20 protein-coding genes and 1 riboswitch are annotated in these 24730 nt (G+C 48.0%); of the genes, 1 reads left to right on the forward strand and 19 read right to left on the reverse strand.

Going from position 1 to position 24730, the window contains the following annotated elements; translation table 11 throughout:
• Positions 1-45 precede the first annotated feature (45 nt).
• The 14 genes from BLA28_RS15820 to BLA28_RS15885 form a co-directional block, all read right to left on the reverse strand.
• Positions 46-1221, reverse strand: a complete 1176-nt coding sequence (locus tag BLA28_RS15820; protein ID WP_069158134.1) for a cation:proton antiporter — start codon at positions 1219-1221, stop codon at positions 46-48.
• Positions 1222-1281: 60 nt separating this feature from the next.
• Positions 1282-1368: riboswitch (Fluoride riboswitch) on the reverse strand.
• An 88-nt stretch (positions 1369-1456) separates the two neighbouring features.
• Positions 1457-2008, reverse strand: coding sequence for a flavin reductase family protein (locus tag BLA28_RS15825; protein WP_069158135.1), 552 nt, complete (start codon positions 2006-2008; stop codon positions 1457-1459).
• 1 nt (position 2009) lies between these two features.
• Positions 2010-2456 carry a pyridoxamine 5'-phosphate oxidase family protein gene (locus tag BLA28_RS15830; protein ID WP_016359749.1) on the reverse strand — a complete coding sequence of 149 codons (447 nt, stop codon included), beginning with the start codon at positions 2454-2456 and terminating at the stop codon, positions 2010-2012.
• A gap of 14 nt (positions 2457-2470) precedes the next feature.
• Positions 2471-2902: a MarR family transcriptional regulator gene (locus tag BLA28_RS15835; protein ID WP_044962712.1), complete on the reverse strand. Its 432-nt coding sequence runs from the start codon at positions 2900-2902 to the stop codon at positions 2471-2473.
• Positions 2903-3006: 104 nt separating this feature from the next.
• On the reverse strand, positions 3007-5040 hold the full coding sequence (gene abc-f / locus BLA28_RS15840) for a ribosomal protection-like ABC-F family protein (RefSeq protein WP_069158630.1): 2034 nt from the start codon (positions 5038-5040) through the stop codon (positions 3007-3009).
• A 14-nt stretch (positions 5041-5054) separates the two neighbouring features.
• On the reverse strand, positions 5055-5249 hold the full coding sequence (locus BLA28_RS33775) for a hypothetical protein (RefSeq protein ID WP_169897253.1): 195 nt from the start codon (positions 5247-5249) through the stop codon (positions 5055-5057).
• A 375-nt stretch (positions 5250-5624) separates the two neighbouring features.
• The gene (locus tag BLA28_RS15850; protein ID WP_069158137.1) at positions 5625-6266 is read right to left on the reverse strand and encodes a nuclease-related domain-containing protein; all 642 of its coding nucleotides are present in this window, start codon (positions 6264-6266) and stop codon (positions 5625-5627) included.
• Positions 6267-6290: 24 nt separating this feature from the next.
• Positions 6291-10469: a DEAD/DEAH box helicase gene (locus BLA28_RS15855; protein WP_069158138.1), complete on the reverse strand. Its 4179-nt coding sequence runs from the start codon at positions 10467-10469 to the stop codon at positions 6291-6293.
• Positions 10470-10478: 9 nt separating this feature from the next.
• Positions 10479-11921 (reverse strand): DUF389 domain-containing protein, encoded by a 1443-nt coding sequence (locus BLA28_RS15860; RefSeq protein ID WP_069158139.1) that lies wholly within the window; start codon positions 11919-11921, stop codon positions 10479-10481.
• Positions 11922-12124: 203 nt separating this feature from the next.
• Positions 12125-14626: an FAD-dependent oxidoreductase gene (locus BLA28_RS15865; protein ID WP_069158140.1), complete on the reverse strand. Its 2502-nt coding sequence runs from the start codon at positions 14624-14626 to the stop codon at positions 12125-12127.
• Positions 14627-14739: 113 nt separating this feature from the next.
• Positions 14740-15417 carry a Crp/Fnr family transcriptional regulator gene (locus tag BLA28_RS15870; RefSeq protein ID WP_044969814.1) on the reverse strand — a complete coding sequence of 226 codons (678 nt, stop codon included), beginning with the start codon at positions 15415-15417 and terminating at the stop codon, positions 14740-14742.
• A 61-nt stretch (positions 15418-15478) separates the two neighbouring features.
• Positions 15479-15748, reverse strand: a complete 270-nt coding sequence (locus BLA28_RS15875) for a 4Fe-4S dicluster domain-containing protein (RefSeq protein WP_009252463.1) — start codon at positions 15746-15748, stop codon at positions 15479-15481.
• A gap of 72 nt (positions 15749-15820) precedes the next feature.
• Positions 15821-17752 (reverse strand): FAD-dependent oxidoreductase, encoded by a 1932-nt coding sequence (locus BLA28_RS15880; protein ID WP_069158141.1) that lies wholly within the window; start codon positions 17750-17752, stop codon positions 15821-15823.
• Positions 17753-17796: 44 nt separating this feature from the next.
• Positions 17797-19218: a sodium:solute symporter family protein gene (locus tag BLA28_RS15885; RefSeq protein WP_081330087.1), complete on the reverse strand. Its 1422-nt coding sequence runs from the start codon at positions 19216-19218 to the stop codon at positions 17797-17799.
• Between the two features lie 670 nt (positions 19219-19888).
• Between BLA28_RS15885 and BLA28_RS15890 the strand changes: the two genes are divergently transcribed.
• The gene (locus BLA28_RS15890; protein WP_069158142.1) at positions 19889-20548 is read left to right on the forward strand and encodes a hypothetical protein; all 660 of its coding nucleotides are present in this window, start codon (positions 19889-19891) and stop codon (positions 20546-20548) included.
• Between the two features lie 144 nt (positions 20549-20692).
• On the opposite strand, the gene BLA28_RS15895 is transcribed toward BLA28_RS15890, so the two are convergent.
• The 5 genes from BLA28_RS15895 to BLA28_RS15915 all read right to left on the reverse strand — a co-directional run bounded on the left by BLA28_RS15895 (position 20693) and on the right by BLA28_RS15915 (position 24686).
• A complete protein-coding gene (locus BLA28_RS15895) occupies positions 20693-21655 on the reverse strand; it encodes a tRNA dihydrouridine synthase (RefSeq protein ID WP_069158143.1) in 963 nt (320 codons plus the stop codon).
• Between the two features lie 57 nt (positions 21656-21712).
• Positions 21713-22177 carry a GNAT family N-acetyltransferase gene (locus BLA28_RS15900; protein WP_069158144.1) on the reverse strand — a complete coding sequence of 155 codons (465 nt, stop codon included), beginning with the start codon at positions 22175-22177 and terminating at the stop codon, positions 21713-21715.
• Positions 22178-22203: 26 nt separating this feature from the next.
• Positions 22204-22755: a hypothetical protein gene (locus BLA28_RS15905; protein WP_069158145.1), complete on the reverse strand. Its 552-nt coding sequence runs from the start codon at positions 22753-22755 to the stop codon at positions 22204-22206.
• 227 nt (positions 22756-22982) lie between these two features.
• Entirely contained in the window at positions 22983-23483 is a 501-nt protein-coding gene (locus tag BLA28_RS15910) for a GyrI-like domain-containing protein (RefSeq protein WP_069158146.1), read from the reverse strand.
• Between the two features lie 303 nt (positions 23484-23786).
• A complete protein-coding gene (locus tag BLA28_RS15915; protein ID WP_069158147.1) occupies positions 23787-24686 on the reverse strand; it encodes a hypothetical protein in 900 nt (299 codons plus the stop codon).
• Between the last annotated feature and the right edge of the window lie 44 nt (positions 24687-24730).

The raw sequence follows: 24730 nt of genomic DNA on the forward strand, positions 1-24730 counted from the left end.
GAAAAAGGAAGAAGTGAGATACTTTTTCAAGGAAGCCGCTTTATTCTATCTGCTGAGCAACCTTTTATAGGTAAAATCAATTAAAAATGCGCCTGCGGGAGCCGTTATCAAAATTGCCAGCACAGCCACTGTGAGGACAATATTTCCGCATGCCAGCCCCATAGCCAGCGGAACCGAACCGATCGCTGCCTGAACCGTAGCCTTAGGCATGTAGGCAAACATACAGAACAGCTTCTCCTTCCTGTTCAGTTCCGTACCCAGCAGGCAGATCAGGACTCCCAGCATACGGAATACCAACACTCCCAGGATCACGGCCGCTGCAGCAGCTCCCGCTCTGAATGCATAAGGGATATCCACTGCCGCTCCTACCAGGACAAACAGGAGGAGTTCTGCCGCCACCCACAGTTTGGAATATTTGGCGGACAGCCTCACCGCAGCTTCCTTTCTTCCTTTCTGCAATGCTATTCCCATACTCATTACGGCAAGCAGGCCGGAGAATCCCACAATGCCGGTCAATGCATGCTCCAATGTCACAAGCAGGAAGGACAGGCTCAGAATAATGATTACCTTGACGCTGTCTCTCATATGGACTTTTCTGAAAAAGAAGGCAAGCAGTATGCCGCAGAGAATCCCCCCTGCCAGCCCCAGCAGTATGGAAACAGGAATCCGCACGAAATCCCATGCAGAAATACCTCCGCCGCCTGCCAGGCCGGTAAAGGAAGTGAAAAGGACAATAACGAATACATCATCTACGGATGCGCCTGCCATAATCATCTGAGGGATGCTCTTTTTGGTCCCATAGCCCTCCTCCATGAGCTTCAGCATACCCGGTACAACTACCGCCGGAGAAACCGCAGCCACCACAGTTCCCATAACGGCAGCTTCCAGCAGGCTGATTCCAAGAAGCCGGGGTGCCAGAAGCAGCATGCCTGCGATCTCAAAGGCAGCGGGGACAAAACACAGAAGCGCCGCAGGTCTGCCTACTTTCTTCAAATCCTCCAAATCCAGGTTCAGCCCCGCCCTGGTAAGTATGATGATCAGGGCAATCTGCCGTAAATCAGCGGAAATTCCAAGAATGGAGCTGTCAAGCAGGTTCAGGACGTAAGGCCCCAGTAAAATTCCCGTAAGCAGCATTCCCAGCAGCTGCGGCAGATGCAGTTTCCGGAAAATTCCTCCCAGCGCAAGGCCGCATAAAAAAATCAATGCAAGACTTAATAACATGTTATTTTCCTCCCGTCTTCCTGTTTTCAACAGCAAAAAAGCTGATGCCCCTGCGAAATATTTGTCGCAGAAGTCATCAGCTGTCAAGCGGTTTAGGTAATCCGTTGGTATCCGGTACCATGGAAGAACTTCATTTCCAATCTTCGAATACTCTATCATACTTTTTTAGCATATTCAAGAAATAAATGATGTTTTGTTTAACCGGCAGCAATATATCCTTATCCAATCCGGCAGATTACGATTTACTAAAATCCCCAATCTTTCCAAGGTGTTCTCCCGGAAGAAAATAGTTTTCCGGCGAATAAATCACTGGTTTAATCTTTCTCAGATCAAAAAAATCAAGTGCAAGTATCTCATCGGAAGCGCATATTTTATTGATTTTCGCAAAATAAGTCGTTGTCTCTCCCAGTTCAACCTGGTTAATAACTTCGCATTCATAGGTAAATTTTCCATCGGCGAGCATAGGCGCCTGCACTGTTTCAGCCTGGATAATATCGACATGAAAACTTTCCATGGCTTCTTTCCTATAGGTCTGTCTGTTGCACTGTTCTATAAAAGGAAGCATATCTTCCGTCACCACCGCTGCAGTAAGCTGTTTGGTTCTGGCTATGTTTTTCTTGGTCTGCTTCGTTCCATAAATACTGATAACCAGACAGGCCGGACTTCCCCAGCTATAGCTAACCCAGGAAATAGGTGCAAATCTGGGACTTGTATCTTCATCTTCGGTTCCTATCAAATATACTTGTTGTGTAAAAAAACATGCTTCTTCCGGTCCCATTGCCTTCATATTAGTTTTCCTCCTGTTCTTCTTCCAGTTCCTCCAAAGAAAAAATCTCTTTTATCAGATTATGATAATAATTACCCTTCTCCGCTGTAAAACGCAAGACACAGTAATCCTCATCATCCACTCCCTCAGGATAATATATTTCATCCCCCCGGCGCCATATCCGTTCCCTTGTTTCCCGATCCGTACATACTTCCATTGTTCCGGTAAACATCAGACCCTTGAAAAATCTTTCATTGCAGTAGTAAATACATGCCTTCGGATTCTTCCGGAACTGGCTTACCCGCAGGGAAGAACAGTTTGTGGACATATAATGTATCTTCATACCATCGTGTTCACGGGCGAACATGGCTTTTGTATTGGGATAGCCAGCCTCATCCACGGAGGATACATATACTTTTCCCGATTTTTCCACAAGCCTGCGGATATCATTCTTGACTGACTGCAGCATAGGAATTCCCCTCCTTATTCCTGTGTAAGATTCCGGAGTATTCTCTCCAGAGTCTCTTCAAACTGTTTGATTTCACTGTCGGTAAAGCCCCGGTAAAAACGTTCGTTCATGGCATCGGATACCTGGTTATATTTATCATTCAGCTCCCTGGCCTTGTCCGAAAGGACAATTCTTACCTGTCTGCGATCCTTTTTATCAAAGCGTCGCTCCAGGATACCTTTCTCTTCCATTCTGTCAAGCATTCCTGTCAGAGTGGTCTTGGCCAGTCCGGTCCGCCGGGAGAGTTCCACAATTGGCAGATTGTCCTCCTGCCAGAGTATATAAAGGATGCGCCCCTGAGCGCCATTAAACTCTTCAATTCCCGCTTCCTGCAGCATCGCATCAAAAACTCTTCCCTGTACCTGCTTTACCTGTGAAATCAGAAAACCTCCATTCGTTGCTCTCACTTCTTTTCCTCCTATATAGGATAGTACTATATAGTACTATTATTGTCAATCACAAAATTTAAATACCCCGCTCAGGCAGCGGGGTATCACGGCTTATTTCATTCTCAGCTTTCAGTCAGCAGAAGCCATTCTTCTAATTTCTCCTCAATCTGCCGTTCTGTTTCCTTCTTTCTGCCTTCCATTTCCATAAGCTTTTCATAATCGCTTCCTGCGGCGGCGAGTTCTTCTTCATACCTGCTTTTTTCTTCTTCAAGCGTTTTTATTTCCTGTTCCAGCTGTCTTTGACGGAATTGGTTTTTTCCTCCGCGTTTTTCTTCCTGCGCAGCCGGATGTGCCGGTTCTCTCACAGGGGCCTCAACAGCAGTCCGTCGTTCTTCTGAACGGCTGCTCTTTTCCGCAGCATCGCTTCCGCTGCTTTCCGATGCTTCCATTTTGGCCTTTTCATGCCTGTAATCCTCATAGTTGCCCTGGTAGCTGTATACTCCGTTTTCCGTCATTTCCACTATTCTTGTCGCCATTTTATTCAGAAAATAACGGTCATGGGAAACGATAAGCAAGGTTCCCTCAAACTGCTCCAGCGCATTTTCCAGATTTTCCCTGGAAATGATGTCCAGATGGTTGGTAGGTTCATCCAGAATCAGGAAATTGATTTTACCGCTGTTTTCGCCGTTTCCTCCGGCTGCGGAATCCGATGTGTTCTGCGGAGTATAAATCCCTGTCTGCATCAGTTTTGCAAGATATAATCTGCTTTTTTCCCCTCCGGAAAGATTCGCCACCTTCTTAAATACGTTCTCCCCGGTAAACAGGTATCGGGCAAGTTCTTCCCTGGCTTTGCCTTCTCCGATCACCAGCCCGTCCCGGAAGGCTTCTAAAACGCTCACATCCTCCTTCGGGAAATGAACCTGCTGGGGAAGATAGCCGACGGTCACGCTGCCTCCCAATTTGAGGATACCTTCATCCGCAGGTATTTCTCCCAGAACCATCCTGAGAAGTGTTGTTTTGCCGCAGCCGTTCCTGCCAAGAAGCGCTACATGTTCTTTATAGCGGACATCCATGGTCAGGTTCCTGAAAAGCTGCTTTTCCCCGAAACGCTTTGACACGCCTTCCAGATGAAGGACATCTTTGCCGGAACGTTCCCCCTGCCCGAAGGCAACCCGCATCCCTGGTCCTTCCTTTTTGGGGCGTTCCACTTTTTCCATGCGATCCAGACGTTTCTGCATGGATGCCGCCCTCTGGAACATTTTTTCATTATCTCCCTGCGCCGCCCAGATACGCATATTTTTTATTGCCTTTTCCATACTTTTTATCTGCTTCTGCTGTTCTTTATACGCATCCTGCCACAGCTGCATACGGCGTTCTTTTTCTTCCAGGTAGTAAGAATAGTTTCCCAGGTATTCCTCCACCACGCCGTTTTCCACTTCCAGGGTCCTCGATGCCACCGCATCCAGGAAACATCTGTCATGGGAAACCAGAAGCACGGTTCCCCGGTACGCTTTCAGATATTCTTCCAGCCATTGCAGCATGGACATATCCAGATGGTTGGTCGGTTCATCCAATATGAGAAGATCCGGCTGCTGGAGCAATGTTTTTGCCAGGCATACCAGCGTCTTTTCACCTCCGCTGAGTCTGTCGAACTCCGCCTCCAAAAAGGGTTCGGACAGCTTCAGCCCTGTGCAGATTCTGGCGAAGCGATCCTGTGTTTCATAGCCGCCCTCCGTTTCATATTTTGTCTGCAGAGCCATATATCTCTTTAATACTTCATCCATATGGCCGGCATTTTCTTCCGATAGTGTGCCCTCCTCCGCAAGGGCTTCCATCTGTCTTTCCAGACGTTTCATTTCTTCCCGGAGTCCATCCAGCTTTTCAAAAGCCAGACGGCATACCTGTTTTACAGTCATTCCCTTGCCGTATTCCGGCATTTGTTCCAGATAACCCGTTACCGCATTTTTACGAATTGAAATCGTCCCTTCATCCGGCATTTCCTGGCGTGTGATCAGCTTGAGAACCGTGGATTTCCCGCTTCCGTTTTTGCCGATTATGGCGACACGTTCCCCCTCTTGTACCTCAAATGTAATATTCTCAATGACAAGCTGGGCTCCATAGTATTTTTTTACCTGACTGCATGATACCTGTATCATTTTCATTTCCTCCTTCACCGCATCCGTGGGCTTCTCTCCCTGCTTTTCCCATAGTATGCAGCCGCCCGCAGGATAAACTGCGCCCGTCGGGCATCCGTCGGATACATGCATCCATCAGATACATACCTCCATCGGATATATACATCTATCAGATGTATGGCAAAAGGCTCCGGCAGTACGCACTGCCAGGGCCTCCCCGCTGTTTTCATGCCCTTCCCTTTTCCTGAAGACAGAAAAAACGGAACGGTATTTTCTATAACAAAAAAGACCCGGAGAAAAGCAGCCTCCGGATCCGTTCTATCATTTTCTTATGCCCTGCCCTGCACTTTATATCACGGACAAAACATTTATTTCCCATTCAAAAACAGTTCAGTCCAGCCGGTTATCTTACACGGCTGACGTCGGTTACTTTCTTCCAATTATGCAATTTTGGGCAGACTCCACCTGTAACCTGGGAAAATACATGCGTAATTCCTGACAGGGATATCGGTAATCTGTCTAAAATTGTATTATCATGGATACAACCGATCATCTTTTTTCCTTCCTGAATGTTTCTGAATTTCTCTTATCTTATCATGACCTTATCATGAATGCAAGGTATTTTTCATTCTCTCATATATCCTTTCAATATCCTGCTCTTTAAGGAACCGTCTGTTATGGCGGAAAACATCCGCTACCGCCGAAGACAGCGCATGAACCGGCAGTGAAAAGCAGTTTTCCCCCATCCATCCCGATGTAAGGAGCACGCCCCGGTTTCCGAAAACCGCAAAAGAATAATAAGGAAGCCAGGGCATATCCCGGAATTCCCATTGCATTACATCCAGTATTTTCTTGTTTTCCAGAAAGGGATTGTACAGGTAATTTCTGCAGGCCAGAAGCCAGCCCTCACGGAAGGTCTGTTTCCAGTAGCGTCCCTGGGGATTTCCCGCTATGACACCCTCCAGATTGGCGGAACGTATCACATAAATTCCGGACTCGTGAATCATAACCACATCGGCTCCGGCCCGACCGTCTTTTTCCCCTTGCAGGAAAACATTCTTCAGTATTCTTTTATAGCCGGCCACCGGCTCCAGAATACGAAGGACTTCCTCCGTACATTTTTCTTCCCGGCAGAAAGCGCACTCATAGTAAGAGCTGTGGCTCAGGCTGATATCATAAGGGTTATAAGAGGTTCTTTTTTTATAAAACCATATAAAAATCAGTATCAAAAAAAGTATGGATATCATATTCGCCGCCGCATTCCTCCCGCGTTACCGATACAGGACATAATCCTGCATTTCCCTGATAAAGCCTGCCGCTGCCAGCGCTTCAGCCGATTCGGCGGGATATTCTTTCACTACCACTCTTTTTATCCCGGCGAACAAAGTCTTGCCGCGAAAAGCCGCCGCAAAGCTCTGCAGCATTTGTGTTCCCGCTGCCTCATCCCATTCTCCGAATGTACGCAGTGTCTTACCCTGCCGTTCAAAAACCGCCTGCGGCACTCCCGCTTTTATGGCGACCGCCGTTCCCGGCACGTTGGTAAAGCTTCTGCCCTCCAGATGAGGAATCACCTTACCCCATATCTGGGCAGGATCCGCGGCATTGAGCCAGCTTAATTCTTCCTGCGGCTGTTCAAGAGCAAGAAGGGCGCTGTGGAAATCTTTATCACGGATAAACTGCGCACCGGACAAGCCTTCCACAAAATATCCTCTCCGCACCTGTCCTGTGTATTCCTGAATCCGCAGTACCCGAAGCGCATCCTGCCAGGACACATTCCAGTCCGCCGCCGTTTCTCTGCACAGAATAATGCTTCTGTCAAAACAGCTCTCCCATTCCTGTTCTTTTCTTTCCCGGAGAGGCCTCACCACATCCCAGCGGCCGGCATGCAGCGCCATTACCCGCGTATTCACGCGCTGTCTTGCGGTCGCCTTCCGGGTTTTATCCTTATCAAGCCATTGCCTTACCGGCACAAAGCTGTCCGCATATACAAGCCCCTTTTCCAAAAGGGAAAGCAGGGTTTCGTGAGGGGATTCTCCGGGCAGCACTCCCTGCAGAGCCTGCATGAAGCTGGCTCCTCTCTTCAGCAGAGCCTGATAGACCATCTGTTCTTTCTCCGTAAGGCCTTCCGGACTGCTGTCAGGAGGTGTATCCCAGTCAATATCCTCCGGTTCATCGAACCGTATCATCCCCGGTTCCTCCATATGCCAGAAGTATTTGCCTTCCGCCAAAAGGGCATCCAGGAGGGATTCTCTGTATCCTTTCACCCGCGCAGGCAGGATAACGCTTTCCCAGTTCGCCGCGGGAACCGCTTTGCCCGCATAGATTCCGACCGTCCGTTCCAGCTGTTCTGCCGCCGGCGCATGGATAGTCATACGGGAAGCCAACAGTGCCGCATAAGAAGAGGCAGGCTTTGTAGTTACCTGGCTGCGAAGATTTTTAATCGTCTCTCTTCTCGCCCGGTCATACAGCCTTCCGTGGTAATAAACGCCATCCTTTTCCACGGCCTCTTCCTTGTCAGCAAGAATCCCGAGTATCCGTTCCGCTTCTTCCTCCGGCCAGAAATAACGTTCCGCCACCTGCTGTGCCGTATGCGCTCCCCTGTAACGGAGCAGTCGCCTTACAATATGAAGGCGGCTGTCCGGATCCGGCTCATCTGCCGGGGCTTCCTTTTTCCGGGAATTCCTTCCTGCATGCTGCTCCTCATCCGGATCGGAAAGCGCACTGAGGTATTCCTCCCTGTGCTCCATGGCAATCCAAAGCCCTGGCTCCACATAGGTTGCCCGGCCCTGGACCGCCAGGCTTTCCAGCCATTCTATGGGAATATCCAGTTCTCCGGCCGCCAGATCTCCTTCTGTCATCAAAAGAGTATGCAGCTGTTTCTCATCTTCCGGAAGACGGCTGCGTTCCTGAACCCGTTCCAGCTCTTCCTTTCCCGCGGCGATCATCTGTACCTGCTTCAGTTCCTCTTCCACAGCCGCATGGACACCTCTGGGCGTGGGATAATAGTCATACATGACCGCAGCCTCCTGCTGCCACTGCAGGGGAAGCGACATGGGCGAAGGAACATCCGAATGAAATTCACGGACTGTAATCGCTCCGGAACGGATATCATGAAGGATTTCCTTCACTCCCTCCGGATCCCACATCTGGGTCAGACACTCTTTTTTTGTTTCCAGGATCAGAGGATGCTTTTTTTCTCTTACGATGGTGTCAAGCATTTCCGCGCTGCGCAGACGCTGCATCCACAGCGGAAGACGGCCGTTTTTCTTCACTCCCATCATCAGCGCCCTTCCGCTGTTATGGCGGAATACCACATGGAACAAAGGAGTGGCGGGAAGCAGAGCCTCCAGGACAGCATCAGAAGTCTCCGGGGATACTTGGAAAAGCAGTCCCTCAGGCAGACTCTCCTGACCATAGGAATACAGCAGAATGCCGTCCTCCTCATCCACACAGCCCACGTTCTGCCCGGTCTGTGCCCTGGCAGCCTCCTGAAGCAGAAGGGAAAGGGGAGTGTTCACCCTCCTTCCGAACAGGGAATGGATCATAACCTGAGCGTTCCCGGACTGATCCCGGAAATGCTCCACCAGGATTGTTTTATCATCCGGCAGCCCCTCTGTGGCAGCTATCTGTCTTTTTAAATACCCTTCAGCCAGTTTGGCCGCCGCTTCATCCAGTCCCAGCCGGTACAGTGCCTGCATCAGCTCTCCCTTCTCACTGGCTTCCTGAAGCTGATGGAAAATCTGCCCGAAGGCCTTGCTGGTTCTTAAATCCCTGCCCTTTAATTCTCCTCTCCAAAAAGGAACTCTTGCCCCTTCAATGGGCGACTGTATCACTGTCACCGAATCCCTGCTGATATCCAGCACCCGCCAGGCAAAGGCTCCCAAAAGGAACCGGTCCCCTTTCTGGGACTCATAGACGAATTCCTCGTCTACTTCTCCTACCTTGACGCCTTCTTCCGTACGTACCGCATAAAGCCCTCTGTCCGGAATTGTTCCGCCCGCCGATACCGCAAGCATCCTGCTGTAGCCGTCTCCCTCCACATGACCGTGAATCCGGTCATACAGAATTCTGGGACGGACAGGAATATCCCTTTCATGTTCGAAATCACCGGCCAGCATGCCCAGAACGCCTTCCACATCTTCCCTGCTCACATCCCGGAAGGAATAGGCCCTTGGCAGGATTTCCATCACATCCTCCACCTCATAGCTGCGGAAAGCCGCCATGGAAACCAGATGCTGGGCCAAAATGTCCAGACAGCCGATCGGCGGTCTGGCATATTCCACACCGCCGCGCCTGGCAAGCTCTGCCGTCATCCCGCAGGATACGCTTTCCGCCGCCGTTCTGGGAAACAGATACATCACGCTCACCCGCCCCGGATTATGCCCTGCACGGCCCAATCGCTGCATCGTGCCCGAAATCGTTCTGGGGCATCCCACCTGAAGCACCTGATCAATTTCACCCACATCGATGCCAAGCTCCATGGAAGAGGTAGCGCACAGCAGACGGAGACTGCCGTCCCGCAGGGAATGCTCCACCTCAAATCTCTGTTCCCTGGAAAGGCTTCCGTGATGGACACGGGCATAGCCCTCTCCTCCCAGCCTGTTCACATAGTATGCCAGTTTCTCCGCATATCTGCGCCCTTCCACAAAGGCAATCACGCTTCGGTTACCCTGGCAGTGGCGATATACCAGCTCCGCCAGTTCCTCCCATACCGGATCCTTCCTTTTTCCGGCCGTCACATCCGCAAACGGGCTTGTCACGATAAGCTGCACTTCCTTTTTCATGGCAGGAGCAATAATGGCGGCCGGTTCCGGAGACAGGTAGGCCGCCGCCGTGGAAAGCGGCTCGATGGTAGCCGACAGCCCGATACGCTGCAGCGGCTGACTGCAAAGCTTATCCAGCCTGGCTACGGACAGCATGAGATGGGCTCCCCTTTTGGTGTCTATCAGGGCGTGAAGCTCGTCCAGTATGATGGCCTTCGCCGTTGCCAGTATTCCCTGCCCCGTTTTGCTCGTGAGCATCAGATACAGGGATTCCGGTGTGGTGATAAGAATATGAGGCGGATATTTGATCATCCTCTGCCTGTCTCTCGGAGGCGTGTCCCCGGTACGGATGGCGATTTCAATTTCTTCTCCGCCCTGGCCTGCAAGCCCGTCCAGCGGCCTTCGCAGATTTTCCCGGATATCCGCAGCCAGGGATTTCAGCGGAGAGATATAGATCAGGTGAAGCTGTCTTGTCAGCGTCCCCTCTCTCGCCTGTCTTGTAAGCCTGTCGATAAACACCAGAAAGGCAGACAGCGTCTTGCCGGTACCCGTAGGAGCGGACACCAGTGTATTCTTTCCTCCCGCAATGGCAGGCCAGGCCTCCTTCTGAACCGGCGTCGGTTCTCCAAGGGCTCCGGCAAACCAGTCTGCCGTATTTTTATCGAAAATGCTGTTCATATCTGTCATTCTGTTTCCTCATTCTCCGTTACTGTCCGGCATTTCCTCCAGGCTGTTTTCCGAAACGCTGTTTCCGGATACCGAATTATCGGATACGCCGGGAAGCAGACGCCAGGAAGCGAGCACATCACCGTCTATGATTCTGGATGACCACTCTTCGATTTTAGCCACCTGTTCTGCGTCCAGAGGCGCATCCACCTGAAGGATCAGCAGGTATTTATCCACCCGTACCTTCTTTTCCTCGTCAAGGCTTCCAAGCGCCGCACAATCCAGATCCCGGATCTGGGGATAAAAAAGCGGAAGCTCAGACATCAGCTGCTCTTTCAGGGAGGAATTGAAAGAAAACTGGGCATAGGCAGGCCAATATAAATCCACCTTATCCGAAAGAGCCTTATTTTTTTCTTCATAGTCCAGCTGAAGCTCTTCTCCCGCAGCAATCTCCGTATTAATCAGGCTTTCCACCTCTTCCTTGGAAATTCCTCCGGTAAACTCCGTCTGGGTCAGATACAGCTTCATACCCTTCAGATGGCTGTATTCCGAAAGCGCCGCCTGAATAGCCTCCTGTGTGGAGCTGTCCAGACGTTTTCCCACGACAGCCACCCGTATAATCCCGTTTTTGGCATCCAGGCTTTTGGATACCACCTGCGTATCATCAAAATCGAACTGGCTGGAAATAAAGCTGCCGAACTGGCTGTTCACCGCGCTGTTGTTAATCATCTGCCAGGCCAGGAAAAAGCTGGGAAGTATGGTAATAATAATTACAAGCGACACATAGAACTTCTGTTTCCGCAGTACTTTATCGGAAATTTCCCTCTTGGAGGTCACATGCATGATCTTCAGAACCACAACGGCAGCCATGCCGATAAAAAAGCAGTTGATAAAAAATAAATACATGGCGCCGCCGAAAAATTTCCAGGAATGGCGGGCAATTCCATAGCCAGCCGTACATAACGGCGGCATCAGGGCCGTAGCTATCGCCACACCCGGGATCACATTGCTTACCTTTTCTTCCCTTGTTATTCCTATGATACCCGCAAGACCGCCGAACACGGCGATAAGCACATCCCAAATCGTCGGCGAGGTTCTTGCCAGCAGCTCATTGGACGGGGCTGTTATTGGGGAAAGCATAAAATAAACCGTGGAAACCAGCACACAGAATACCACCTGAAATCCCAGCTTCATAAACGCATGCCTGACATGGGCCATATCATAGACCGCAATTCCATAAGCGATATTCATGATCCCGCCCATCAGGGGAGATATCAGCATCGCTCCTATAATGACCGCGGTGCTGTTCATATTAAGCCCGATGGACGCGATAAACATGGCAAGAATCATGATGCACATGTTGGTTCCCCGAAGCTGCCCTCCGCTCCTTATCCTTTCCGCAATCTCCTCCTGGGATGCACAGTCCGTATTCAGATTAAAGGTATCATTCAATATCTTTCGCAGCTGGTTCAACTTTCTTTACCGCCTTCTCCGGCCCGGCCGGTTTTTCTCATTTCCCCTATTATATCCTTTTCCCTGTCATATTCCAAACAATTTTTTCCGAACATATGGTTTCCATTAAGCCGGTATCAAAATAACACGGCAGAACGGCCATCCTGCACGCAAAAAAGAGGTCCTGCGGAAATTTCCGCAGAATCCTCTTCCGGCCGGTCTTATTATACGAACAGATTCACATTGGAAAGCTCCGCATCCCCCAGATAGGAAGCCACTCCTGCCAATTCCACGCCATCTATCAGTTCTTCCTTTGTAATTCCCATCACATCCATGGACATGGTGCAGGCTACCAGACGCACGCCCTGTGCCATGGCCTGTTTCATCAGCTCCTCCAGAGAGCTTACGTTCTTATCCCGCATCACCTTTTTCATGAGCCGTGTGCCCATACCTCCCATATTCATGTTGGAAAGCTTCAGTTTCCCTGTTCCCCGCGGCATCATCATGCCGAACATACGATCCAGGAACGGCTTTTTCACTTTTACTTTATCCGGTCTGCGGAGGGCATTCAGTCCCCAGAAGGTAAAAAACATGGTTACCGGCCTACCCATGGCTGCCGCTCCGTTGGCAATAATGAAGGCGGCAAGCACCTTATCCAGATCACCGTCAAATACAATAATTGTTTTTCCTTCCCGTTCCGCCGCAGGATTTCCGTCTTCCCGGACAGAGCAGCCTGTTTCGGCTGCTTTCCCGCTTCCTTTTTCCCCATTCCCTTTTTCAATGGTAACCCGGATCTGTTTTCCGTCCTTTTCCGATGCGGCCAGGGTATTGCCGGTTCTGGAACACCATGCGGAAATATCACGTGCGAAGCCCAAATCCGTGGCAGCAACACAGAGCCTTTCTCCTTCCTCCATATCGCGCAGAGTCTCATTAACCTTCATGATCGGCCCGGGGCACTGCAGGCCGCTGCAGTCCAGTTCCAGCACTCTTTTTTCCTGTTTATCGTTTCGTTCCCGCATCGTTTTTTCCACAGCTTCTGCCATCCTGTAATTTTTATAATGATAGGACTTATAGAATGTCGTCCCGCCTTCCAGTACCTTCACCCGCTTAAAACCGGACTGCATCAGGATACGTGCCGCATTATAGGAACGGACTCCCACCGAGCAGTAAGGGATAATCAGTTTTCCGGGATCCAGCTCTTCCATCCGCTCCCTGAGTTCTCCCAAAGGGATGTGCATGGAACCGGGGACAGCAAATACAAGGCGTTCCGCCGCTTCAGTCACATCCAGTATCTGACAGTCGTCCCTCTTCTTTTCATCCGCCTGTATGCTTTCCAGTTCCTGTACTCCAAGGAAGGATACAAGACCTTTCCGTACATTTTCCGCCGTAAAGCCCGCCATATTCACCGGATCCTTCGCCGAGGAAAAAGGAGGGGCATATGCCAGCTCCAGTTTAGCCAAATCATCGGTTGTGCCGGACAGCCGCATGACGGAGGCGATGGTATCAATCCTCTTGTCCACACCCTCCTGGCCCACTATCTGTGCGCCCAGGATCCGGGAATCCGGATCAAAAAGCAGCTTCAGAGTCAGAGGATACGCGCCGGGATAATAGCCTGCATGGGATTTCTGCTGTATCAGTATGGTATGATAATCCCGGCCTTTTATTTTTCCGGAGGCCAACAGTGCCTTTTCATTTAAGCCCACAGCCGCGGCGGTCAGATCAAAACATTGGGCCGCACTGGTTCCCAGGCTTCCTTTATAGCGCTTCCTGTCGCCCGCAATATTATCCGCACAAATCCTGGCCTGCTTATTGGCAGGGCCGGCGAGAGGTATCATCGTCCGCTCTCCTGAGACAAGCTGTTCCACTTCAATGACATCCCCGGCAGCATAGATATTGGGAACACTTGTCTGCAGGAATTCATTGACCAGGATACCGCCCCTTGCATTCAGGGCAAGCCCGGCCTCTGAGGCTAGACGGCTGTTGGGACGCACCCCTATGGAAAGGATAACCATATCCGTGCGGATTGTTTTCCCGCTGGCAAGCAAAAGCTCCACCTGGTTTTCCTTCTGACAAAACTGCTTTACGCCGTCTTCCAGAATCAGTTCCACGCCGTTCATTTCCATATTTTCATGCAGCAGCTGGGCCATTTCATAGTCCAGAGGAGCCATGACCTGCTTCTGCATCTCTATCACGGATAAGGAAAGACCCGCACGATGGAGATTTTCCGCCATTTCCAGGCCAATGAAGCCGCCGCCGATGACCGCAGCGCTCTCCGGCTTCTCTTTTTCCATAAATTCTTTTATCCTGTCCGTATCCGCAATATTCCAGATGGTAAAAATGCGGCTTCCGTCAATTCCCGGAATTCCAGGCTTCAGAGGTGAGGAACCGGTGGCGATGATAAGATTGTCATAGCTCTCCTCATAGGTTTCTCCTGTCTTCAGATTCCGTACCGTAACTATATTTTCCTCCGGACGGACGGCTGCAGCCTCCTGGCAGATACGTACATCTATATTGAATTTTTTCTTCATCCCCTCCGGCGTCTGCAGCAGCAGGGATTCCCGGCTGTGAATGACGTCTCCGATATAATAGGGAAGGCCGCAGTTGGCAAAGGAAATATATTCTCCTTTCTCCAGCATCACGATTTCCATGCTTTCATCTCTGCGGCGAAGTCTTGCCGCTGCGGTAGCCCCACCGGCCACGCCGCCGATAATCACTGTTTTACTCATAAAAATACACTCCTTCGAAATAAGATCCTGAAACAATCTTACTCCGGGGAGTGCTTTTTTTCCGTAACCAGGTCACATATGTCTGATTTCGGGTCTTCTTTTTTTACTGACCGCTATTTCCGGGCCAGCTCCTGCAGTTTTTTCTTATTTGCCAGCTTCACTCTGCCTCTTGCCAGTTCCACCAGATTTTCTTTTTCAAAATATTTCAGCATACGGGAAACGACTTCTCTTGCGCTGCCGGTATACCTGGCAATCTGGTCATGTGTCATAGTCAGGGTATCTTCTCCTGTTTTGGCGGCTTCATCCACAAGGAACACCGCCAGCCTCTTATCAAAGCTCATAAAAAGAATCTGCTGCATGGTCCACATCACGTCGGAAAACCGTTCCGCCGCCTGTTTGTAGATGAAATTCTCCACATAGATATTTTCCTGGGAAAGCCTTCGGATGACAGCCGTCGGGATTACCAGAACCTCGCTGTCTTTCTCCGCATCTATGAGGATCTCAAAGGTGATTTCCTGCATAAAGCAGGAAGCGCTTAAAACACAGGCTTCTCCTTCATCAATCCGGAACAGGGTGATATCCCTGCCGTCCTCCGACTGCATATATACCCGAAGCTGCCCCTCCTTAACGAGAAGGACTCCAACACAGTCCTCCGATGCCCGATGGATAAAAGCGCCTTTCGGATACTCTGCCGAAGCAGCATTCCTGCAGATTGTCTTCTGTTCTTCTCCGGTCAGCTTATCCCAGAATGGGAAAAAGCCCGCCATCCTTCCGCAATCCTCTTTCTGCATACCATGCCCCCTGTTCTGCTGCCGTAAGGGCCGAATACTCAAAACAAGTGTTCAGCGGCTATCACCTGACCGGAACAAATTTCGCCTGGTTCATAAGCGGATGTTCCAGGGAAATCGCCCCTTTATTCGGACAGGCCATCACACAGCTGCCACAATAATAGCATTCTCCCGGATAAATTACAATGGGATGTTTCCCCTTTGTGGGATTGGGTATCATAATATCCACCTGGCACACATCTGCACAGCGGTTACAGCCCACACACAGACTGTCATCGAATTTCAGCGGCCTTGCACTGCAGGGAATCACCGAAGCCGTCATTTCCTTTTCCATGGTTCCTCCTGTCTGCGCGCATCTGCACGCGAATGAATGCAAGGGGTGCCTGACACTCCCCCTGCTGCCGTATCAGCGGCTCTTTATATAATCCTGATTTCTTTTTTCATATTCCGTTTCCAAATCACCGAAATAGCCCAGGGGAACTCTGCCTTTAACTGCCTTCCCGTTTTCCTGGCGGATGGTGATAAAACAGTTGTCTTCCTTCGGATCCATTTCCGGGAAATCACTGCGTTCAAAACACAAGGGCCTGGAGCTGGATTCCCGGAAGATACAGGCCTGAAGAATCATTTTGGCAACCTCCAGAATATCAAATACTTCATGGGCGCGCATGAGTTCATGAGGATTTTCCGCTTTCACAAGAGGCAGCGCTTCTTTTTCATAGCTGTTAAGCAAAGCAAGACCTTCCTCCAGGAGCGCTTTGCATTTCACGCCGCCGCAGTAGTTCTGCATCGCCTTGGAGACGGCCATATTCAGTTCTCTCCAATCCATTCCCTCTTCCACATAAAGAGGGGCATAGAGCCGTTTTTTCTCCGCTTCTGTCTCCAGCCGGTCCGGTTCCGCTTCCGGTATGCCCTCCGTACTGTCCGCGGCTTTTCTTCCCGCATAGTACCCTGTTGCCGCGGCAAATCCGCAGCAGTCCGATGCAAAAAGCTGATCACCTGCGGCGTAAATACCATCAATATTAGTTTTCAGATCCCAGTCGTGCATAATGCCGCCCGGCGCTCCGAAAAGCTGGCGCTCCTGGGCAAGGAATGCAGCGGACTGCCAGCCGTTTCCATAGCTCTGCAGCATATGCTTTGCCGGATCAAATCCGCGCTTCGTATAATTTTCCAGAATGGGAATTTTGGTTTTTCCTTCTTCTCCTACCATCATTCCCCATATCACCTTCCGCTCCATTTCCGGCATACGGCTTAAATCTGCATAGAAGGGAAGCTGATAGCCCCGTTTTATCAATTCCTCAAAAGGAAGGGTTTCCGGCCCCCGGTATTCATATTTTGCCTCGTCAATCACACCGCCTTTCAGGAAAAACTTCTGTCCCGGAGCAGGATAATAGCGCTCCGATACCGTCTGAAGCTCCCTGCCGTCCCTGTCCACATAGGGAATTTCCACTCCCCTGGCATCCACCATGGTTGCCGCATACCATGTATTATGATTGTTGCCTGTTCCATAGGGAGGAAAGCTTCTGCCCGCCGCAGAGAACTCCCCTTTCACGGATTTTTCCATCATGGTAAATTCGATCCCGGCACGATAACCCATGGCATGTCCGCTGCCGATGCTCTGCGTCGGCCTGAACTCGCACAGTCCGACCAGATCCGGATTAAAGAGCCAGAGCCTGGCCGGCCTTGACATTGTAAGGATCGTGGCTTTTGCTTTGAAAACCATGAATTTTCCGGTGCGCACATTCATGCCCATGGCGCCGATTCCCCGTTTTTTCCCATTCTCTGTCTTCGTCAGCAGCGCAGTGGCCTCCGTCCTGTCATAAACCCTTACTCCCAGTCTCTTCAATTCCTTAAAAAGGGCCGGTTTGAAGGTGCTCCCCCAAACGCGCAGGGTAAAACGGTTTTTATAATCATAGGCAAACATGAGCCTGGTTTCCTCATCCCGGAACTCCGCTCCCTTGAATTCGTCTTCCGTATCCCTCACCTTTCCGCCGAAGGATTCCATATCCAGAAGGCGGTCATAGCCTTCCCTGCATTCGATATAATGGGCTATTCCATTGCTGTAATAATCCTGCTCCTCCACATATGCTTCGGCGATTTCCTTCGCCGTGACAAGGGAACAGGGATTGGTACAGGCTGATTCCCAGTGGTCAAAGCCGCTTCCCGCCGCGCCGCTGCGCTCGGTTGCCCCTTTTTCCACCACGATTACCTTCTTCCCTTTTCTGGCGGCGGCAATGGCCGCATAGCATCCCGCAAGCCCTCCGCCCAGAACCAGGACATCACAGGAAGCTTCCTCTTCCTGACCGATTTCATTTTGATATGGCCACTGATATGTACTCATATATCTTCTCACATTCCTTTTACATTTTCCTGTTATGCTGCCGGTTAAGCACGCACTTTCTTCCCGTTCTTATCCAGGCTGCTGAAAATAACCAGCGCTGCGGCTGATACCAGGTAAGCGATCATCAGCGCCAGATCCACATTGATCACACCATAAAGAGGTCCCGGGATTCCGATAAAGAAGGAAACCACTCCTACGATCCCGCCTGCGAAAGCCGCCGCAAAGGCGCCTTTTCTGGTAGCTCCGCTCCACAAAAGCCCTCCCAGCAGAGGAACCAGCATACTTCCCATATACGGATAATTAAAAATAATCATGGCGTCCAGTATATCCGTCATCTTAAAGGCAAACAGAATTCCTGCAATACTGCCTCCAAATACGGCCACACGGGATATCAGCTTGGCCTTGGGAAGCTCATCCAGATTTTCCACCTCAGGGTGAAGAAATTTGTTATAGAAATCCCTGGAAAAAGAAGCCCCCAAAGACAGAATAACACAGTTTGCGCTTGACATCGCCGCAGAAAGAATAGCCGCAATAACAATTCCCGCCAACACAGGATGAAGGACTCCGGTAGCCGCTATGGTAAAAATACCATCCGTCACTCCCGGGAAAAGTATGGTGGAGGCCGCTCCCACCGTAGAGCACAGCAGACCGATAATAATAACGATCACTCCGCCCCCAATACATCCCCTGGTAGCCGTCTTCGCATCCTTGGCCGACTGAATCCTGGCATAGGCATCATAAGAAACCGATATGGAGAGGAAAAACGGCAGCACCAGATAGATAAACTTGGTGCCCATTCCATGAGGAATAAACGGTGTTGCATAGATAGCGCCGATGCTTCCTCCCGCATGAGTAAACTGAATCAGGGTTGCAACGGCAAGAATGGGAATCCCGATGATTATAATCCCTGTCTGAATTACATCAGTAAGCACCACACCCCACATGCCGCCAACCGTACAGTAAATAAGGATAACCACGGCGGTAATGACAACACCTGCTTCAAAAGGAATCCCAAAGCCGGAAAGGATACCGCCGCAGGCAAGAAGCTGGGCGATAAAAATTCCCAGAAGGCTCGGTACATTGCTGATCCATGCCCAGAAGCGGATGCCTTTGCTGTCCCCGTATCTCTTTGCGAAGAAATCGAGAGGCACATAGCCTTCCTCCTGGCGCAGCTTTCTCGCCGTCAGAAGCCCGGCCAGGATTAATCCGCCGCCGCAGCCAATGGAATAATAAATTCCCGGCCATACGCCATCGTTATAACCGTTTGTGGCACTGCTGAGCACAATACCGACTCCTATCTGGACAGCCGCCAGTGTTATGGCTGTCATCGGAGTGTTCAGTCGTCTTCCTGCCACAAGGAAATCCGACGCTTTCTTATTCTTTCTCGATGCATAGATTCCGGTCCCGATCATAACCAGAAAATATGCCACGCAGATTGTTACAATAACTGTGTTTTCCCCCATCATTCTGTCTCCTTTGGATATTTTATCTTGGGTATTGCATGCATAGATTTTCGGCTTCCCGCATACACACGCTGTCGCGTACACGCTTTAAAGCAGCAAAGCTTTATTATTGTAACATTTTACCATAGGGAAAGCAAGCCGCATTTGTACTTTCCGTATTTACGCTTTCCATATTGTAAGCCGTTCATAAGAGGCTATAGGAAAAATGGTGGAAGGAGGGGAATCTTCTTCATATAGATGGATGTAAAATAATTTTTGTCATTGGTTACTCCCTATTAAATATGAATTATTTTGACCACCAAAAGTACTTTTTTGTCCTTCAACAGCAATTCTAACAACTTAAAAATGTGTTACACTTAGTATATAGATACATAGTAAAAGAAAGGGTGATTCCATTGCAGATAACACGACAGCGATACCGATAACATATATAAAAGGAGGTACCTTATGAAAAGAATTTTTTGTATTTGCCTCGCTTTTCTTTTATCAATTGCTATAATAAATTCAGTGATGGCATAAAAGTATCAAATCCTGCAAGCGGTCAAAGCTATGGGAAAGTATTTAATATGTCAACCTATTATGATGCAGGCAGTAATTTCGGATTTGTCAAAGGACAAATTGACTTTAGCAGTGGTGATTATGTTTACTGGGATTGGTGTATACAACGAGGTTCATGAATAAGAATAATATTTACCATAAAATTGTAATTGTTATAATAACTGTAACTGCAGTTTTTTTATTATACTTCCTTTTTATAAAAAGCAGAGATGATACATATGATTTTCCTGTAAAAAGCCCAATGCTGGATTGGGGCAGCAGCAAGGAAGATGTAATAGCAAAAACGAATGCAGAACCGGTATCCTCGCATGATGAGATATCTTCAACACAAGTATTATATACAGATGAAAAAATTGAGACTCTTTTTGGAATTAGTTCTGAAACCCGATTTTTTATAATTACAGATTCCACAGTACCTGTTGGTCTTTACGGAGTTCAATTTACATTTGATAATTATACTTATGAAGAAACAAAAGAAGCAATATTTAATCAATACAAAGATATCAATGATTCCGTAAAATGGGGTGATTCGGGTAATCTACTTACTACATTCTATTATCCAGAGTCTGCACGCTTTATCCATATGAGTGATTCACAATGGAATGTTATCTGTGATTATTATACTAAAATGTCCATAGCTTCTGCTGCAGAGGAGCTGGAATACAAACTTAACAAAATGCGAAATAATGAATATTACTTTATGATTCAAATAACAGAACCAAATGTAGTATTTATAAACGCTCTGCCTTTAGCTATATTGTCTAATTCCAATTAAAATCCACCAAGGGGCTGTCGGGAAACAGACAGTCCTAAACAGGGGAGCCGATGACTCGAACGTGTCACCGGCTCCCCTGGACTTTTCTGCAAAAAGAACTTTAAAAATTGCATTAACCGACAGCTCTTATGACAGCAGAGCTTTTTATATGGATAGACGAAATGCGCCGTTTTCTGCCAGTTCCTGTTCCCGGAAAAGAGTTCTGACAGCTTCCTCATAATCGCACAGGCGCTGTGCTTTCTTAATCTTTTTTACATATTTTTCAGGATTGGTAAACAAAAAGCCCAGATAAAACCAAAGCTCCTTCATTCTGAAAAGGACATCTCTTTCTCCGGAAAGCACTTCCCTGTAGTCCCCTGCAAGTCTGTCCAGAAATTGCTTTATCTCCTGCTTTGACGGCTGCTTTTCCCCGCACAGTCTTCCGGGCAGTCCGGGGTTTGCCAGTATGCCTCTCCCCAGCATCACAGCCCCGGTCTCCGGGAATGATGCTGTAAATTGTTCATAATCACCTTCGGAAAAAATATCTCCGTTATATACCACGCTGTTCCGGCTTATCTTCAGCGCATCTGCGAAAACCTTCCGATCAGGGCTGTTTCTGTAATAATCAGCCTGCACACGGGGATGTATAATCAGTTCCTTCAGTGGATATTTGTTAAAAATTTCCAGCAGCCGGTAAAACTCCTCCGGCTCGTCCATACCCAGCCTGGTTTTAATGGAAATATCCATATTCAGATTTTCGAACAGGTTATCCAGAAACCGATCCAGGGTTTCCCGTTCTCCCAGAAATCCCGAGCCTTTTTTCTTAGATACCACTGTTGCCGAGGGACAGCCCAGATTCAGATTTACTTCCTGGTAGCCGAACTCACGGAGCTTTTCTGCCGTACGAATGAAATCCTCCGCTCTGTTGGTCAGGATCTGGGGAACCACACGCATTCCCTCATTATGCTCCGGCAGAATATCATTTTTTTCTTTGGAATTCAGGGTTTTATCCTGTTTAGGGGCTATAAAGGGAGTAAAATATTTATCCATGGGATGAAAACAGCTGTGATAGGCGCGTCTGTATATGTAGCCCGTGATCCCTTCCATGGGAGCAAAGTAGAAATTCATAGTTTATTCCTTTTTCTTTTTTCTATTTCTTATAAATAACCGGAAAATAAATTACCTTCAGCTTTTATCAGAATTATCTGTCATAAATTGATAAATACACTTTTCTCTGGCTCCATCCCTGTACATTTCATTCGTTTCCGGCAATTGTTCAATTTCCTTCAGAATACCCCCTGCACATTCACAAGTCCTGGCTGATGCTATATTTGTGGGGTCACAGGTTATAATCAGACTTTTCATCCCATGTTCTCCGGCCAGCTTAAAAAGCAGGCGGCACGCCTTGGCCGCATAGTGATTTCCACGGTATGGCTCTTCAATCCGGTAACCTATATTTCCGCCGTAATAAGTGTTGTCATTATAGCCTATCCGCAGGTCACAGCTGCCGATTTCCTGACTGTTATCCCTCAGGCATATCGTAAAATAATAGGCCGGTACATATCCTTTTTCCTTGTTTTCTTCCGCTGTCCGGTCAAGCCTGAGATAAATTTCATTGTCGTATAGATCTTCTGTTGGTAAAAAAGCCATTGATGTTCTCCTTATTATATGAAAAATCAGTCTGATTTTTCTGTATCGGTTATAGATAGTAACCCGGAGTCTATTTTGTCTGAGGTTTCCTCCATTGTCTCCTCAAATAAAAGTACAATTCCAAATCTATAATTATATCCCTCATTTTTATCCATAAATGCTTTTATTTTCTTTTTATCCTGATTAATATCTTTATTCCACCAAGATTTAATTTCCATTACTAAAAAGTTCCCTTTATTATCTCCCCTGTGATGAATTATTAAATCCGGATAAGTACCATTTGCAAAAGCAGAGAGTCTCTTTAAATCATATCCATTTCTGTTATATTCACAATCCACTACTAAATTTCTTAGTACTTCTTTTTCATCCAGAATATTTTGCAGATAATGAGCAAACCGAAATAGGCATGCCCTTTCACAAACATGATTATCTGAACATTTTGGAGAAGCCGGTCCATTTTTAATCAAATATCCATCTTTAGTATATAATCTATAAACAGCTTCTTTTAAAACTCCCTTCAACTCATTTTTAGTTATTTCTCCATCAATTTCAAATGGAATATCACTATATTTATCCATCATCCCCACCTGTGTTCTTTATTCAATATCAAATTTTTTATCCTTTGAATATTATACAGCACAAGTGCAGTCTTGTGGAGTTATTTCTCTCTTATAACTGAATAAATTTTAGCTTATATCTTTAGTAGTTCCTATAATCTACAATGCACAGCCCTGTATTCAATTGTACCATCTAAAATCAATACTCAAAAAATTTTCATTTCATTATTGTGACTACATGAAATACCTCATTTTTCCTTTACCGCAATCCATACTTCAGCGTACCCGTCTTTTCCATAGAATTCAATATCCGGCGCCCCCGATTTCATCTTACCCGTCAGATAGCCTTTATTCAACGCTCTGTATTTCGATTTTGGCAGCCATTTTGTGATTGCCTGCGCTTCCGTTTTCCCTATGGCTTCAATCGTGCAGGGGAATACTGCCCATGTCATAGCCGGTACGGTGTAAGCTGTGAATTCACCCTGTGCATCACTGCTGCCTGCAGCTGCAATCAGATACTCGAATTTTCGGGGATCCGCTTCGTCCGTATTATAAATATTAATGCCAAACAGCCCCTGCGGTTCCTGTTCCGTCAATGCCAGCAGTGGCTTTTCCAGGCCTTCTGCCTTAAACCTGGCCCAATGTGAGGGGACAGCCTTTCTTCCCTCGCCCTTTTTATTTGTTGTCTGAATCATGTAACCTATTACCCGAAAGCTTTCCTTTTTCTCAATCCGAAAAGGTAAATCCATAACTTTGTCCTCCTGCCTATTACACTTTTTATCATACCTTATCAAGGATCGCCATCCATATCCGTCTTAAACAATCCCCAGCACAGGGACTTCCGCCGCTTTCCCCTTCCAATTCCGGACATTTGCGTTTTGTAACGGATATTTCGCCAATCACTTCTGATGCAGCTTATATTATAATTGGGATAAGGAAATACATCCTCTCATTCCTGGTACCATGAGGATAAGTGACATAAAGCCGGCGATGCCGGCCTATAGACAGAGATCATAAAAAGGTGCGCCACAAGAGACACACCTTTCTCTTTCTCATTTATACACCGGCAAAAGCTCCACACCCTGGATAGGGATTTTAAAGGAACGGGTGGATGGGAAAATGCGGTAGTATTCATTATCCACCTTTACTATTGTCTCCGTCCCATTTTTTATTTCCTCACAGGTATGTCCGTTTTTCTCTAAAAAAGCAATTGCAGCGCTTCTTCTGTCCTTTACGCTCGTACCCATAATCACCATATCAATAAAAATTGCCTGACGCCTGTCCAGAAACGGAAACATCAGATTAACGCCTTCCAGATAAGGATTTGTAAAAATCTTATGCTTCCAGTTCATAAACTTCAGCCCCAAAAGCCATACCGCGCTGTGAAATTCCTGTTCCAGAATGGCTTTGTACAGAGACTTTTCCTCTGCAGCCTGTATCAGCTTAATCCGAACCTTCTCCTGTTCCTCCTGGGAAAAAATATCATGCATACAGCCGCTTTCCCTGAACAGCCAAAGTAATATTACAATATCTTCCGGCAATTCGGTCTGTTCCAGGACACATGTCCTGATTTTCTCTATTATGTATTGATAGAGTGCAGAATCACTTTTATATTCTCTCATAGTCACGTTTGCTGTATAGTAGTTCATATCACAGCCTAATAAATTGGGAATCTCCTTCAGAATTCCTTCCGCCTTTAATATATCAGTGAATTCCTTTTCGAGTGCGTTCCGCTCTTTGCGCTTCATTTTTTTAATGCCGTCAAGCTGTTCCCGCAGTTTTTGCTCAAATACTGCGGCATCTCTATTCTCTTCCTCATATAAAAGGGTCTGCACCGTCTTTGCCGCCGCAATTCCTGCTACTGCCACATTCTTTGCCACGCTTTCATGCAGACTGTCCTGGGCATTAAGCGCGATTACCGCAAACTGCTCTGCTATTGTATAATTTTTCATATAACACCTTCTGTTCTGTGATTAATATGAAGCAGGAAAACTCT

It is taken from the genome of Eisenbergiella tayi (assembly GCF_001881565.1).
Taxonomy (GTDB): Bacteria; Bacillota; Clostridia; order Lachnospirales; family Lachnospiraceae; genus Eisenbergiella; species Eisenbergiella tayi.